Annotated in this window: 17 protein-coding genes; all 17 read left to right on the top strand. The window is 36.6% G+C overall.

The annotated features are described in order from the left end of the window. The first annotated feature begins 71 nt into the window (after nt 1–71). The 17 genes from N0K80_RS00150 (at nt 72) to N0K80_RS00230 (ending at nt 15,264) form a co-directional block, all read left to right on the top strand. Complete coding sequence (locus N0K80_RS00150) at nt 72–905, top strand: phosphate ABC transporter substrate-binding protein PstS family protein (protein WP_407932675.1); 834 nt, start codon at nt 72–74, stop codon at nt 903–905. A gap of 2 nt (nt 906–907) precedes the next feature. Further along, nucleotides 908–1,828 (top strand): phosphate ABC transporter permease subunit PstC, encoded by a 921-nt coding sequence (gene pstC, locus N0K80_RS00155; RefSeq protein WP_146342385.1) that lies wholly within the window; start codon nt 908–910, stop codon nt 1,826–1,828. Continuing rightward, entirely contained in the window at nt 1,828–2,715 is an 888-nt protein-coding gene (gene pstA, locus N0K80_RS00160) for a phosphate ABC transporter permease PstA (RefSeq protein WP_269023406.1), read from the top strand. The genes pstC and pstA overlap by 1 nt, the downstream gene beginning before the upstream one ends. A 21-nt stretch (nt 2,716–2,736) precedes the next feature. Continuing rightward, nucleotides 2,737–3,540, top strand: a complete 804-nt coding sequence (gene pstB, locus N0K80_RS00165; RefSeq protein ID WP_057973685.1) for a phosphate ABC transporter ATP-binding protein PstB — start codon at nt 2,737–2,739, stop codon at nt 3,538–3,540. Between the two features lie 12 nt (nt 3,541–3,552). Continuing rightward, nucleotides 3,553–4,308, top strand: coding sequence for a phosphate ABC transporter ATP-binding protein PstB (gene pstB / locus N0K80_RS00170; protein WP_146342383.1), 756 nt, complete (start codon nt 3,553–3,555; stop codon nt 4,306–4,308). Between the two features lie 17 nt (nt 4,309–4,325). Beyond that, complete coding sequence (gene phoU / locus N0K80_RS00175; protein ID WP_057973687.1) at nt 4,326–5,012, top strand: phosphate signaling complex protein PhoU; 687 nt, start codon at nt 4,326–4,328, stop codon at nt 5,010–5,012. A 154-nt stretch (nt 5,013–5,166) separates the two neighbouring features. Next, nucleotides 5,167–5,478 (top strand): PspC domain-containing protein, encoded by a 312-nt coding sequence (locus N0K80_RS00180; protein WP_269023407.1) that lies wholly within the window; start codon nt 5,167–5,169, stop codon nt 5,476–5,478. A gap of 17 nt (nt 5,479–5,495) precedes the next feature. Continuing rightward, nucleotides 5,496–5,849, top strand: coding sequence for a phage holin family protein (locus tag N0K80_RS00185; RefSeq protein WP_057973689.1), 354 nt, complete (start codon nt 5,496–5,498; stop codon nt 5,847–5,849). A gap of 11 nt (nt 5,850–5,860) precedes the next feature. Continuing rightward, nucleotides 5,861–6,799 carry an HPr(Ser) kinase/phosphatase gene (gene hprK, locus N0K80_RS00190; protein ID WP_269007566.1) on the top strand — a complete coding sequence of 313 codons (939 nt, stop codon included), beginning with the start codon at nt 5,861–5,863 and terminating at the stop codon, nt 6,797–6,799. A gap of 18 nt (nt 6,800–6,817) precedes the next feature. Beyond that, nucleotides 6,818–7,639: a prolipoprotein diacylglyceryl transferase gene (lgt, locus tag N0K80_RS00195; RefSeq protein ID WP_269023408.1), complete on the top strand. Its 822-nt coding sequence runs from the start codon at nt 6,818–6,820 to the stop codon at nt 7,637–7,639. Nucleotides 7,640–7,711: 72 nt separating this feature from the next. Beyond that, nucleotides 7,712–8,731 (top strand): NAD(P)H-dependent glycerol-3-phosphate dehydrogenase, encoded by a 1,020-nt coding sequence (locus tag N0K80_RS00200; protein ID WP_269007568.1) that lies wholly within the window; start codon nt 7,712–7,714, stop codon nt 8,729–8,731. Between the two features lie 14 nt (nt 8,732–8,745). Further along, complete coding sequence (gene galU, locus N0K80_RS00205) at nt 8,746–9,645, top strand: UTP--glucose-1-phosphate uridylyltransferase GalU (RefSeq protein WP_269023409.1); 900 nt, start codon at nt 8,746–8,748, stop codon at nt 9,643–9,645. Between the two features lie 142 nt (nt 9,646–9,787). Next, nucleotides 9,788–10,726, top strand: a complete 939-nt coding sequence (gene trxB, locus N0K80_RS00210; protein WP_057973693.1) for a thioredoxin-disulfide reductase — start codon at nt 9,788–9,790, stop codon at nt 10,724–10,726. Between the two features lie 132 nt (nt 10,727–10,858). Then, entirely contained in the window at nt 10,859–12,202 is a 1,344-nt protein-coding gene (locus tag N0K80_RS00215; protein WP_269023410.1) for a DHA2 family efflux MFS transporter permease subunit, read from the top strand. Nucleotides 12,203–12,213: 11 nt separating this feature from the next. Beyond that, nucleotides 12,214–12,699 (top strand): MarR family winged helix-turn-helix transcriptional regulator, encoded by a 486-nt coding sequence (locus N0K80_RS00220; protein WP_269023411.1) that lies wholly within the window; start codon nt 12,214–12,216, stop codon nt 12,697–12,699. 74 nt (nt 12,700–12,773) lie between these two features. Continuing rightward, entirely contained in the window at nt 12,774–14,501 is a 1,728-nt protein-coding gene (locus N0K80_RS00225; protein WP_269023412.1) for a phospho-sugar mutase, read from the top strand. 130 nt (nt 14,502–14,631) lie between these two features. Continuing rightward, nucleotides 14,632–15,264, top strand: coding sequence for a YfbR-like 5'-deoxynucleotidase (locus N0K80_RS00230; protein WP_057973696.1), 633 nt, complete (start codon nt 14,632–14,634; stop codon nt 15,262–15,264). Nucleotides 15,265–15,328 lie beyond the last annotated feature (64 nt).

The following is a 15,328-nucleotide window of genomic DNA, read 5'->3' on the forward strand; positions in this document are numbered from 1 at the left end:
GTCGAGAATTTGCGGAGGAAGTTATGATGAGAAAAGGACCTTTATTATTGTTTGGTGGTATTTTAACGGCTATGTTATTAGTTTTATCAGGATGTGAAACGCAATCGAGTTCGGGTAAATCAATTACAATCGTTGGATCGACTGCTTTACAGCCATTGGTAGAAGCAGCTGGTGAACAATACGGTACTGAAAATGTTGGCGTCTTTGTTAACGTTCAGGGTGGTGGTTCCGGAACAGGGTTAAGTCAAGTTCAGGAAAAGGCCGTAAGTATTGGTAACTCAGATGTATTTGCCGAAGAGAAAAAAGGTATCGATGCCAGCAAATTGGTTGATCATCAAGTCGGTGTTGTGGGGATTACCCCAGTTGTGAACAAAGACGTTGGCGTTAAAAATGTCTCTAAGAAACAACTTATTGCAATTTTCACCGGTAAACTAACGAATTGGAAACAATTAGGTGGTAAAGACTTACCAATCGTTCTATTGAATCGCGCAACTGGTTCTGGAACACGATTAACATTTGAGAAATGGGGCTTAGACGGCCAACAAAGTAAGGATGCGCAGGAACAAGATTCAACGGGGATGGTTCGTCAGATTGTCGGATCAACGCCTGGCGCAATTAGTTATATGGCGTTCTCGTACGTAGATAAAACGGTTGATTCGCTTTCCGTTGATAATGTGAAACCGACTGAAAGTAATGTAGCCTCAAACAAATGGAAAATTTGGTCATATGAACATATGTATACGAATGGCGCACCCACTGGCTTAACTAAACAATTCTTAGATTATATGACGTCAGATAAAATTCAAAAACAGGTTGTTAGTAAATTAGGTTATATTCCAACCACACAGATGGAAGTTAAACGTTCTGTTGATGGGAAAATTACAGCAATTAAGAAGGGGATGTAAGTATGGATCCGATTCGCGAAAGTTTATTAAAAAAGTCTAAAGCATCTAAACTTGAGATGCGCGGTAAAATAATTACTTATTTCTGTATTGGGTTAATTGTTGCCATTGTTCTTGCTATCTTTTATTTTGTGGCTTCAAAGGGATTGGCAACATTCTTTACTGATAAAGTGTCAATTAAAGATTTTTTATTGGGTAAAAGTTGGAATCCTGGAACGCTAGATAAGACAGGTAAACCAGAAGTTGGTGCTTTACCAATGATTGCTGGATCATTCTTTGTGACATTCTTATCAGCATTAATTGCGACACCATTTGCGATTGGAACGGCCATTTTTATGGTTGAAATATCGCCTAATAAAGGTAGTCGTATTTTACAACCGGTTACTGAATTATTAGTCGGTATTCCTTCAGTAGTGTATGGATTTATTGGTCTTTCAGTAGTTGTACCTTTTGTCCGAAGTATTTTTGGTGGGACGGGGTTCGGTATTTTATCAGGAACGTTCGTTTTATTTGTGATGATCTTGCCAACGGTAACGTCAATGACTGTTGATACCTTGAAATCAGTCCCTCGCTACTACCGTGAAGCTTCATTAGCTTTAGGAGCAACCCGCTGGCAAACAATTTATAAAGTTATTTTAAGGGCAGCAACACCGGGCATTATGACTGCTGTTGTCTTCGGGATGGCACGTGCTTTTGGTGAAGCTTTAGCTGTTCAAATGGTTATTGGTAACGCGTCATTAATGCCATCAAGTTTAATTACACCATCATCAACATTAACAAGTATTTTGACAATGGGAATTGGGAATACGGTCATGGGTTCATTAGAAAATAATGCACTTTGGTCACTTGCCTTAATTCTATTATTAATGTCATTATTCTTTAATATGGTTGTAAGAGTTATTGGTAAGAGAGGGGCGCTTAAGTAATGAATCCTAAAAAAGCAGATAAAATTGCTACAAGTATTTTATACGGTATCGCAGGATTTGTTGTTCTAGTTCTGGCTGCTTTACTTGGTTATATATTAGTTCGGGGATTACCACATATTAGCTGGCAGTTCTTAACAACTCCAGCAAAATCATTTTCAAGCGGTGGTGGTGTTGGTATTCAGTTGTTTAACTCATTCTATCTCTTGTTATTAACGTTACTGATTTCATTCCCCATCTCATTGGGAGCAGGTATTTGGCTATCAGAATATGCAAAGAATAATTGGGTAACAACCGTTATCAGAACATCAGTTGAAATTTTAAGTTCATTACCTTCAGTTGTCGTTGGCCTTTTCGGTTTCTTAATTTTCGTTGTTCAATTTAACTTTGGATTTTCAATTCTATCGGGTGCATTAGCGTTAACATTCTTTAATTTACCTTTATTAACAAGATCGATTGAAGAGTCGTTACGTGCAATTCCGTACTCTCAACGTGAAGCTGGGTTTTCATTAGGTTTGTCACGTTGGGAAACTGTGACCAGAGTGGTCGTTCCGGATGCAGTACCCGGTATTTTAACAGGAGTTATTTTAAGTGCTGGCCGAATCTTTGGTGAAGCTGCTGCTCTAATTTACACAGCCGGACAAAGTGCACCCGCTTTAGATTTCACAAACTGGAATCCAGCAGATATTGCAAGTCCATTAAATCCAATGCGTCCAGCTGAAACATTAGCCGTTCATATTTGGAAGATTAACTCAGAAGGTATTATGCCGGATGCATCTGCTGTTTCAGCTGGTGCATCAGCCGTCTTAATCATCGCCGTTTTATTATTTAACTTCTTGGCACGTTTTGGTGGTAAGGCACTTTATCGTAAAATTACATCAAGTAAATAAATCATTCAGGGGGTCAAGAACATGGCAGAAAATAATATTGAAAAATCTAGAATTATGACCTTCAATGAGGATAAACATGAAATTGCTTTAGAAACAAAAGATTTACATGTTCATTATGGGTCTAATGAAGCAATTAGGGATGTTAGCTTACAATTTGAACGGTTTAAAATCACGGCATTAATTGGTGCGTCTGGTTCTGGCAAATCAACTTACCTGAGATCATTGAACCGAATGAATGATGGGATTGCTGATGTTACAGGCAAAATTATTTATCGTGACTTAGATATTAATAAAGATGATGTTGATATTTATGAAATGAGAAAACATATTGGGATGGTTTTTCAACGACCTAACCCATTTTCAAAATCAATCTATGAAAATATTACGTTTGCGTTAAAACGTCATGGTATGAAAGATAAACAATTACTCGAGGAACGTGTTGAAAAATCATTAAAACAAGCTGCACTTTGGGATCAAGTTAAGGATGATTTGAATGTCAGTGCTTTATCATTATCTGGTGGACAACAACAACGTTTGTGTATTGCTAGAGCAATCGCCATGGAACCTGATATTTTATTGTTAGATGAACCAGCAAGTGCCTTAGATCCGATTTCAAGTCGAATTGTTGAAGAATCACTTTTAGAATTAAAAGAAAAATATACAATTATTATTGTGACCCATAATATGCAACAGGCATCACGTATTTCGGATTACACGGCATTTTTCCATTCAGGAAACGCGGTTGAATTTGATAAAACGACAACTATTTTCACACGACCTACAATTAAATTAACGGATGACTATGTTTCAGGAAACTTCGGTTAAGGGGGAGCGCAAATGAGTAAGATAATTGAAACGAATGATGTTCATTTGTATTATGGTAAAAAAGAAGCGCTCAAAGGCATTGATCTCGACTTTAATGAAAAGGGGATTACTGCGTTAATTGGACCTTCTGGTTGTGGTAAATCAACATATTTAAGAACGTTAAATCGGATGAATGATTTGATCCCAGGCGTCACAATTACTGGTGCCGTAAAATTAAAAGGTGAAGATATCTATGGTCCTAAGATGGATACGGTAAGTTTACGTAAAAATGTGGGCATGGTATTCCAACAACCAAATCCATTTCCATTCTCAATTTATGAAAACGTTGTTTATGGCTTACGTTTGGCTGGTGTTAAAGATAAAGCAACCTTGGATGAAGCCGTTGAAAAAAGTTTAAAACAAGCGGCCGTTTGGGATGACGTCAAAGACGATTTAGGGAAAAATGCGCTTGCTCTATCAGGTGGTCAACAACAACGTGTCTGCATCGCACGCGTATTAGCAGTTGAACCTGAAGTTATTTTATTAGATGAACCCACTAGTGCTTTGGATCCAGGTTCAAGTAGTAAAATTGAAAATATGTTGCTAGAATTGCGCGAAAAATATACTATTATAATAGTGACTCATAATTTACAGCAAGCTTCTCGAATTTCAGATCGAACGGCTTTCTTTTTGGAAGGCCATTTAATTGAAGTTGCACCAACTAGAGAACTATTTACACAACCTAAGCACCAAGAAACGGATGACTACATTAGTGGTCGATTCGGTTAAGGGAGGAAGACAAAATCATGCGATTACTTTTTGATGAAGAACAAGAAAAGCTACACATTAGATTTAGTGAAATGGGCATGATGGTTAGTGAAGCAATTCATAAATCTGTCAGTGCCTTCATTAATCACGACAAAGAATTGGCTCATGAAGTCATTGTCGGGGATTACAAAATTAACGAACGTGAGATGAAGTTGGAAAAGCAAACGCTTGAAATGATTGCGTTGTACCAACCGGTGACAAGTGATTTACGAGATATCGTCACTGTTTTGAAGGCTATCTCAGACTTAGAACGAATGGGCGATCATGCGGTAAGTATTGCAAGATCAACAATCCGAGTTAAGGGTAATCCAAGAGTACGAGAGATTGAAGATGAGATTGGTATTATGGGTGATCATGCACGTAAAATGGTTGAAGAAGTTCTAACTGCCTATATTAAAAAAGATGCTGAAAAAGCACGTAAAGTGGCTAAATCAGATCTTGAAATCGATCAGTATTTCACAACTATTTATGATCAATGTATCCACGAAATGAAAACTAATCCGGAAACGGTTGTAGGAAGTGCTGACTATTTGATGGTTGCCACATACCTTGAACGTATCGGTGATTATGTGACTAACGTCTGTGAATGGATTGTGTACTTGAAAAACGGTCGGATTACTGAATTAAATCCCGGTAAATCTGAGTTAGAAAAAGAAAACGAATAAGTAGCGATGATTCAATAGCTGACAATTTAACAATTGTTAGCTATTTTTTTAGATAAACGTTAAAATTTAAGTAAAGAACGCGCTTTAGAATTGTCAAATAAGTATGATAAGAAGTACAATAGTGGTAGATTATTCTGAATGGAGGAACTATAAAATGAAAACAAATAAAAAATTTACAAAATCAAACAATAGAATTATATCCGGCGTTGCAGCTGGACTTGCCGAATACTTGAATTGGAATCCAACCCTTGTTAGATTTCTATTCTTAATGTTAATTTTTGCGACAAAAGGCGCATTTATCCTTGTCTATATCTTGTTGGCAATTAGCATCCCAGGAAAGAAACGTGCATTTACTAGTTCTTTTGAACAGTTTACATCTAGTGCTGGTCAACGAACTGGATCAACAACCAAAAATAAAAGTGACCGTAAAATTATAAAAGATGTTGAAGTAACAGATAAAAAATAATAATGAGGTGATTCATAATGGGATTTTGGCAACGTGTTTTAATTAATGCCGTGTTATTCTTGGCAATATCCGGCTTTTTTCCGGATACACTATTCGTAAAAAGTATCTGGGTAGCGCTAATTGCTAGTTTTGTATTAGCTGTTTTAAATATGTTAGTTAAACCATTCTTGGTGATACTATCACTACCGGTGACAATATTTAGTTTAGGCTTTTTCTACTTAATCATTAATGCGTTCATGCTACAAATGACGTCCTTTTTCGTGGGTAACGAATTTAAATTCTCGAGTTTTTGGGCGGCATTTGTGATTTCAATTGTGATGAGTATTTCCAACACGATTGTAACAAATTACTTTATTCAAAATAGACAATAGGGGGCACTAATATGGCCAATGAAGTCTCAGTTAGAAATTTAGTAGATGCAATGGGATTAACCGTTTTAATTGGAAAAGAATACCTGGATGATAAAAAAATAACAACAAGCGACATCTCACGTCCAGGTCTTGAATTGACGGGGTATTTTAATTTTTACCCTAAAGAACGTATTCAGTTATTTGGAATGACAGAGCATGCTTATGCAAATGGATTAACGCATGAGAATCGTCTAGTTGTGATGAATCAACTGGCGACAGACCAAACGCCGTGTTTTGTCGTTTCAAATGATTTAGATGTACCACTTGAGTTATTGGAAATCGTTAAAGAGCGACATATTCCAATTTTAATTTCCAAGTTAACAACTTCTCGCCTATCTTCTAATATGGTTAACTATCTGGAAGCTAGACTTTCTGAACGTCAATCAATTCATGGTGTCTTAGTTGATATTTATGGTCTTGGCGTGATGATTACCGGCGATTCAGGTGTAGGTAAATCAGAAACTGCGCTTGAATTAATTAGACGTGGGCATCGATTAATTGCTGATGATCGTGTAGATGTTTTCCAAAAAGATGAAGAGACACTTGTTGGTGAAGCACCTGCAATTCTGAAACATTTACTTGAAATTCGTGGCATTGGTATTATTGATATCATGAATTTATTTGGAGCAGGTGCAGTCCGTGATGACACGGATATCTCACTTATTATTCATTTAGAGAATTGGTCACCGGATAAACAATTTGATCGATTGGGTAACGGTGAAGAGTTTGTTAAGATTTTCGATGTGAATTTACCTAAAATTTCGGTACCAGTTAAAACTGGACGTAACTTGGCCATCATTATTGAAGTCGCTGCGATGAATTTCCGTGCGAAAACAATGGGTTATGACGCAACAAAAGTATTTGAAGATAATTTAAATGGATTAATCCAAACAAATTCAAAAAAAGATTAGAGATTGGATGAGAGTGAATTGAATTTTTTATTAGCCACATTGAATCCCATAGCCTTTAAGTTAGGCCCTAGCGAGGTTCGTTGGTATGGTGTCATCATTGCCAGTGCCGTGATTCTCGCAATTGTCTTGGCAATATTTGAAGGTAAAAAGATAGGTATCGATGAAGATACTATTTATGACATGGTTTTATGGGCATTACCAATCTCGATTGTTTCTGCACGCCTTTACTATGTTGTTTTTGAGTGGTCTTATTACTCGCAACATCTAAGTGAAGTTTATCGTATCTGGGACGGTGGTATTGCCATCTACGGTGGACTAATTGGCGCAATGATAACAGTAATTGTGTTCTGTCAGCGTCGTCATTTATCAGCATGGTTGTTGTTTGATTTAGCGGCACCAGTTGTCTTACTCGCACAGTCAATTGGCCGATGGGGTAATTTTGTTAATCAAGAGGCTCATGGTGGAAAAACAACGTTAGAGGCGTTACAAAATTTACATCTACCAGAATTTATTATTAACCAAATGAATATTGACGGTACATATTATCAACCAACGTTCTTATATGAATCATTGTGGAGTCTGATTGGTTTCTTCATCTTAATCAGCTTACGACATCGACTACACCTTTTTAAACGCGGTGAAATCCTGTTTACGTACCTTATCTGGTATTCATTTGGTCGGTTCTTTATTGAAGGGATGAGAACGGATAGTCTCATGTTATTCTCAACAATTCGTGTTTCTCAATTACTTTCATTAGTGATTTTTGTTGGCTCAATTAGTTGGTTATTATTAAGAAGATATTGGGAACCACAGAATCAATGGTATTTGGACGGACAATAGAAATAAATTTAATGCTATTAGATGCAAAATTTGGTATGCTTAGAAGGAATAAATTTTGAAGGAGATTATATAATGACAAAAAAAGTAGCAGTATTAGGTGCCGGTTCTTGGGGTAGTATTTTGGCCGACATTTTAACTGAAAATGGTCATGACATCAGACTTTGGTCAAACGTTCCAGCACAAGTAGCAGAGATGAATGAGTTCCATACGAATACACATTACTTGGATGATTATACTTATTCTAAAGATCTACATGCGTATGACGATTTAAAAGAAGCTTTGGATCAGGTTGATGCTATTTTATTTGTTGTTCCAACAAAAGCAAGCCGTATTGTTGCTAAACAAGTAGCAGCAATCTTAAAAGAAACAGGCAACAAACCAATTGTTATTCATGCAAGTAAAGGATTAGAACAAGTAACACATAAACGTATTTCAGAAGTAATTGAAGAAGAAATTTCTGCTGATATTCGTGGTAGTGTCGTTGTCTTTTCTGGTCCAAGTCATGCTGAAGAAGTTGCTAATCGTGATTTAACAACAATCGTATCAGCAAGTGCTGACCCTGCTGCCGCAAGTTTTGTTCAAGATCTCTTTATGAATAACTTCTTGAGAATCTATACAAACAATGATGTTATTGGTGTAGAAATTGGCGCAGCTATGAAAAATATTATTGCCGTTGGTGCTGGTATGTTACATGGTATGGGTTATGGCGATAATGCTAAAGCCGCTTTAATAACACGTGGATTAGCAGAAATTGCACGTTTAGGAACGTCATTCGGCGCTAACCAATTAACTTTTATGGGTCTTTCTGGTGTAGGTGATTTAATTGTTACAGCCACGAGTGTCCATTCACGTAACTGGCGTGCTGGTGACCAATTAGGTAAAGGTAAATCATTAGATGACGTTGTTGCCGATATGGGCATGGTTATTGAAGGTGTTGGTACAGCTAAAGCAGCGTATGAATTAGCGCAACAACAAGGGATTGATATGCCAATTACAAATGCTATCTATGACGTCTTATATAACAATAAAGAAATTAACTTGGTAATCGAATCTTTACTTAACCGTGATGGTAAATCTGAATTAGCAGAATAAAAGGGGATTAAATAATGCAAAAAGTTAAGAAAGCCATTATTCCAGCTGCCGGATTAGGAACGCGATTCTTACCAGCAACTAAAGCAATGGCAAAAGAGATGCTCCCAATTGTTGATAAACCAACGATTCAATTTATCGTTGAAGAGGCACGTCAATCAGGTATCGAAGATATCTTGATTGTTACGGGTAAAGGTAAACGACCAATTGAGGATCATTTTGATTCAGTGCCAGAACTTGAAGCTAATTTAGCTGCAAAGCATAAAGATGAATTACTTAAGTTAGTTGAAGAAACAACAGATATTAACTTGTATTTCATTCGCCAATCACATCCAAGAGGTCTTGGCGATGCTGTTTTAATGGCTAAAGACTTTGTTGGCGATGAACCGTTCGTTGTTATGTTAGGCGACGATTTAATGGAAGATAAAGTGCCGTTAACGCGTCAATTAATGAATCGCTTTGATGAAACGCATGCATCAACTTTGGCTGTAATGAATGTCCCACATGAAGAAGTGTCGAAGTATGGTGTGATCAATCCAGAAGTTGAAGTTAAACCTGGCTTATTTAATGTTAAAAACTTTGTTGAAAAACCTACGCCCGAAGAGGCACCAAGCGATTTGGCTATCATCGGTCGTTACTTATTAACACCCGAAATTTTTGGTATTCTTGAACATCAGAAACCGGGTGCTGGTAACGAAGTTCAGTTGACTGATGCCATTGATGCATTGAATAAAGTGCAACGTGTTTTTGCCCATGAATTTAAGGGTACGAGATATGACGTTGGTTATAAGTTTGGTTACCTCAAGACAAGTATTGAGTATGGCTTGAAACATAAAGAAGTTAAAGATGAATTAAAAGAATACTTGAAAACTTTAGGTGCAAAATTAATTGCAGAAGATACGGCTAAAAATAAATAAGATCATTCTTTAAAGTTAAATGGGTCACAAGTTAGTTAAACTTGAGACCTATTTTTTATTTGAAGGGTAAGCAATTAGATGGACAAAAAAAGATGCATGGCGTATTGTTATATTACTTACTAAAAGGAAGAAGGTTAGGCTAATGACGAAAAAATATGATGTAGTTGTGATTGGTGCTGGACCCGGTGGAATGACTGCTGCGCTCTACGCATCACGTGCAAATCTATCGGTTTTAATGATTGATCGTGGTATTTATGGCGGTCAAATGAATAATACGGCTGAAGTTGAAAATTATCCCGGTTTCAAATCAATCTTAGGACCCGATTTGGCAAAAGAAATGTACGAAAGTTCGACACAGTTTGGGGCGGAATATGCTTATGGAAGCGTGAGTGATATTACAACCGAAGGTGACACGAAATTCATTACAACGGATAGCGATGTTTTTGAAACAAAAGCCTTAATTATTGCAACTGGTTCAGAGTATAAAAAATTAGGTGCTGAAGGCGAAGAAACCTTTGGTGGACGAGGCGTGTCATACTGTGCGGTGTGTGATGGGGCATTCTTTAAAAATCGTGAAGTTGTCGTTATTGGTGGCGGAGACTCAGCGATTGAAGAAGGTTCTTATTTAACACAATTAGCATCTAAGGTGACTGTTATTCATCGTCGTGATAAGTTACGCGCTCAAAAAATCTTGCAAGATCGTGCATTTGCAAACGATAAAATGGATTTTGTTTGGGATAGTAACGTCACAGATATTGTTGGTGATGATCGTAAGGTGACTGGTGTTAAAGTAACGAATAACCAAACTGGTGAAACGTCAGAAGTACCTGCTAGTGGTGTCTTTATCTATGTTGGTGTTAAACCAATGACAACGGCGTTCACAAAACTTGGTATTACTGATGATTACGGTTGGATTCCAACTGACGAAAATATGCGTACTAATGTACCCGGTATTTTTGCGATTGGTGATGTTCGTAAGAAAGAATTGCGTCAGATTACGACTGCCGTTGGTGATGGTGGGATTGCTGGACAACAAGCGTTCGGTTATCTTGAATCATTAAAAGATGCTGAATTAAACTAAAAGATTGAATGGGCCTTTTTATGGGCCTATTTTTTTTGCTTGACTTTATGTGCAAATGCACATTATACTTATTTAAACTACTTATGCATAAAATAGTGTATAAACGTAAATCTAAGCGAGAAGAGAATTAGAATGACAAACAAAAAAAGAAACACAATTGGTGCGATTTTATTACTTGCGACTTTTGCCGCATTATTAAATCAAACACTGATGATTACTGCCTTACCAAAATTAATTTCGGTATTAAATGTTAATTTTGCAACGGCTCAATGGTTAACAACGGGATATATTTTAATGGTTGGCATTTCGACGCCATTATCTGCAACCCTGTATGAAAAATATTCAACAAGACAGATTTTCATCGGAATTATGGTCGTTTTCCTTATTGGTAGCCTGGTTGCATCAAGTGGTGCTAATTTTTGGGCAATCTTATTAGGTCGATTGATCCAAGCTGCTGCCGGAGGGGTGTTAACGACTTTTACGATGATTAGCATGATTACAATCAATCCGATTGAACGTCGTGGAACTGTAATGGGTCTTTCAATGTTGGTCATCTCAGCCGCTCCGGCAATTGGGCCAACATTATCAGGGGTCATGATTACCTTTTTACCATGGAGAGCATTATTTATTTTTATTATTCCAATCATGCTTACTATCTTGATTATTGGATTGTTCATTTTACCTAACTACTCAGAAAAACAAGCGGTTAAAATTGATTTCAAATCATTTTTCTCATCATCAATTGCCTTAACGGCCATCTTAATTGGTATTTCAATTATTAGAGAACAATTATTAATTGCCCTTGGACTGATTATTATTGGAAGTTTAATTATGATTTACTTTGGTCGACGTCAATTGACACTTGAAGAACCCTTTTTAAATATTCGTATTTTTAAAGTACGATCATTTTCAACAATGATTTCATTGATTATGCTTGTGTTTGGTATCCTATTAGGAACTGAGCTAGTCATGCCAATGTTTCTAGAAAATAATCAACATCTATCAGGTATGACTGCCGGTTTAATTATGTTGCCGGGAGCCGCAATTAATGCTATCATTTCTCCTATTGTTGGTAATCTCTATGACCAATATGGGTATAAAAAAATATTCGTATTTGGCTTTTTAATGTTAATGATTTCGGTCTTACCGATGTTATTATTAACAGCCGAATTTCCTATTTGGCTCTCAGTCGTAACTTACGCCATTCGTTTGGCGGGGGTTGGTGCAATTATGGCGCCAGCCACAACTGAAGCGTTGAAGGATTTAAGTCCAGTAGAGATTAATCACGCAACCACGTTAACAAATACATTAAGACAAATTAGTGGGTCATTATTTAATACAATTATTATTGTTATTGCTAGTATTCCAGCATCATTTGTCATTGGCTACCGTTTTTCAATGATCTTTATTATGGTAATCTCAATGCTAATCGGATTAATCGGATTAGTTTACTTTAGAAAAGAAAGAAAAAATTAAGGGGTTTTGAGATGCAAAATATGAATGGACGTTCTTTTTACGATACGCATGAAGTTGAAAAATTGACAACAATTTACAATAGAATGATTCGTTTGAGAATAAATGACACTTTAAAAGAATTTAAACTTTCTGAAAGTAATTTCTTTTATGTGTTATTAGTTTGTGAATCGCCCGGAATTAGTCAGGATAAACTAATCCAAAATATTTACCGGGATCACAGTGTCGTGACGCGTGCCATCTCAAAATTAATTAAAAATGGTTGGATCGAAAAGAAAATGTCTGACGTTGATAAACGGCAGACAGAACTCTACCCGACAGCTAAAGCGATTAATAACTATCAAGTTATTTTCGATAAGGTAACTGCGGTTAACGATGAGAGCGTAGCAGTCCTCAGCGAGGGAGAGACCGAGCAATTTAAGGTTCTTTTAGAGAAAGTAATTCAAGCAGGAATTGAGCGGGAACGCCTTTCTGGGAAAAAGATATCAGAATTATTCTGATATCTTTTTTATTATCCTGAATAGTAAGCGCATTTATTGTATAATAGAAATATTATATGAATGGGAGTGATATTTTGACTTGGGAAGACAGTTATTCAACATGGTTAAATGAAGAAACGTTAGATGCAACACTCAAAAATCAAATTGTTTCGCTTAAAAATAACCAAGAAGATTTAAAAGAAGCTTTTTACCAACCAATGGAATTCGGTACTGCTGGGATGCGTGGTTTGATGGGACCCGGAATTAACCGGATGAACATTTACACAATTCGTCAAGCAACTGAAGGATTAGCTCGTTTTATGGACACCTTAGATGATGCAACTAAAATGCGCGGTGTCGCAATTAGTTACGATTCACGATACCAATCACAGGACTTCGCTATGGAATCAGCTCGCGTTTTAGGCGTTCATGGTATTCCAAGTTTTGTCTTTGAAAGTTTACGTCCTACGCCAGAATTATCATTCGCGGTTCGTCATTTAGCTACTTATGCCGGAATCATGATTACGGCTAGCCATAATCCTAAACAGTACAATGGTTACAAGATTTATGGTGAAGATGGCGGTCAAATGCCACCTGAAGAATCAGATATGATTACTGGTTTTGTTCGTGAAGCTGATGATTTATTTGCTATCAAAGTAGGCGATGAAAGAGCATTAAAAGCTGATAAAACAATTCAAATTATTGGTGAAGAAGTTGATGCTGCTTACCTTGCTGAAGTTAAAAAAGTAACGATTAATCAAAAATTAGTTGATGAAGTTGGCGCTTCAATGAAACTTGTTTTCACGCCACTTCATGGAACAGGTAAAATGTTGGGCGAACGCGCTTTGAAACAAGCTGGCTTTGAACAATTCAAGATTGTGCCTGAACAAGCTGAAGGTGATCCTGAATTTCCAACGGTTAAATTACCTAATCCAGAAGATGCACCAGCATTTGATTTAGCTATCAAATGGGGTCGTCGTGAACATGCTGATTTATTGATTGCTGTTGATCCGGATGCTGATCGTATGGGTGTTGCCGTACGCCAAGCTGATGGTGAATACAAATTATTAACGGGTAACCAAATCGCTGTTTTAATGTTTAATTATATTTTGACGGCCAGCGAAGATGCAGGTACATTACCTGCCAACGCTGTTGGGGTTAAATCAATTGTCTCAACTGAATTGGCAACTAAAATTGCCGAAGCACATCATGCAAAAATGATTAATGTGTTAACTGGATTCAAATTTATTGCGGAACAAATTCAAAGTTATGAAGAAACAAATGAACATACTTTCATGTTTGGTTTTGAAGAAAGTTATGGTTACTTAATTCGTCCATTTGTTCGCGATAAAGATGCTATTCAAGCATTAGTAATGTTGTCTGAAGTTGCGGCATACTATAAACAATCTGATAAAACGTTATCTGATGGATTAGATGATTTGTTTAAAGAATATGGCTATTACGCTGAAAACACAAAAGCACTAACATTTGAAGGTATTGAAGGCGTTCAAAAAATTAAAGACTTGATGACTATTTTCCGTGAAGATGCGCCTAAAGACTTTGCTGGTTATAAAGTTACCAAGCTAGAAGACTTTACAACTGGTATGGCACAATTAGCTGATGGCACATCAGAAGAAATTGGTTTACCAACGGCAAATGCTTTGAAATATATTTTAGAAGATGGTTCTTGGATTGCAATTCGTCCTTCAGGAACTGAACCAAAAATTAAATTTTATGTGGGAACACAAGCTGAAACAAATGAAAAGGCGCAAGCTAAATGCCTCGCATTTGAAGAAGCAATTATGGCAATTGTTAACGCCTAATTGGAAAGTAGTGCTAAATGTAAATTTAGTGCTATTTTTTTAGGGAATAAATGGTAACGCTTGAATTATCATTTCCATCTGTGGTAAGATTGTAAAAATTTAGATAAAAAATGCGAGGGAGCTGTTAATTATGGGAATGCATCAATACTTACAGAGTTTAAGTAATTTAGAAACATTGAGACGGGCACCAGGCTATTTTAAGTATGAAGAACATTCAGTGGCGGAGCATTCATTTAAAGTAACAGAAGCTGCTCAATTTTTAGGCGACGTTGAAGAGAACGCTGGAAATAAGATCGACTGGCGAATGTTGTACGAAAAAGCGTTAAATCACGATTATACTGAACGGTTTATTGGTGATATTAAAACACCAGTTAAATACGCCACACCAACATTGAGAGAGATGTTGGCAAATGTTGAAGAATCCTTATCGGAGAACTTTATCGTGAATGAAATTCCAGAAGAATTTCAAGACGCTTATCGTCGTCGGTTATCAGAAGGTAAAGATGATACTTTAGAAGGTAAAATTTTGTCCGTAGCGGATAAATTGGACTTATTGTATGAATCATTCGGTGAAATTCAAAAGGGGAATCCTGAAGCGGTTTATACTGAAATTTACCAAGAAAGTTTGAAAACAATTCTTGAATTCTCAGATTTAGCGAGCGTGCAATATATTTTACAAGAAATCTTACCAGAGTTATTAACTGAAGATTTTACAGATAAAGATAAGATTAAAAAAATAACATTAGATATCATTAAAAAATAAATAAAAGAAGGAAGTTACGTATGCCAAGAAGTAGGCGTGCGGGACTTCCTTTTTCTAGCTCATT

Source organism: Dellaglioa carnosa (assembly GCF_026948345.1).
Classification (GTDB): Bacteria; Bacillota; Bacilli; order Lactobacillales; family Lactobacillaceae; genus Dellaglioa; species Dellaglioa algida.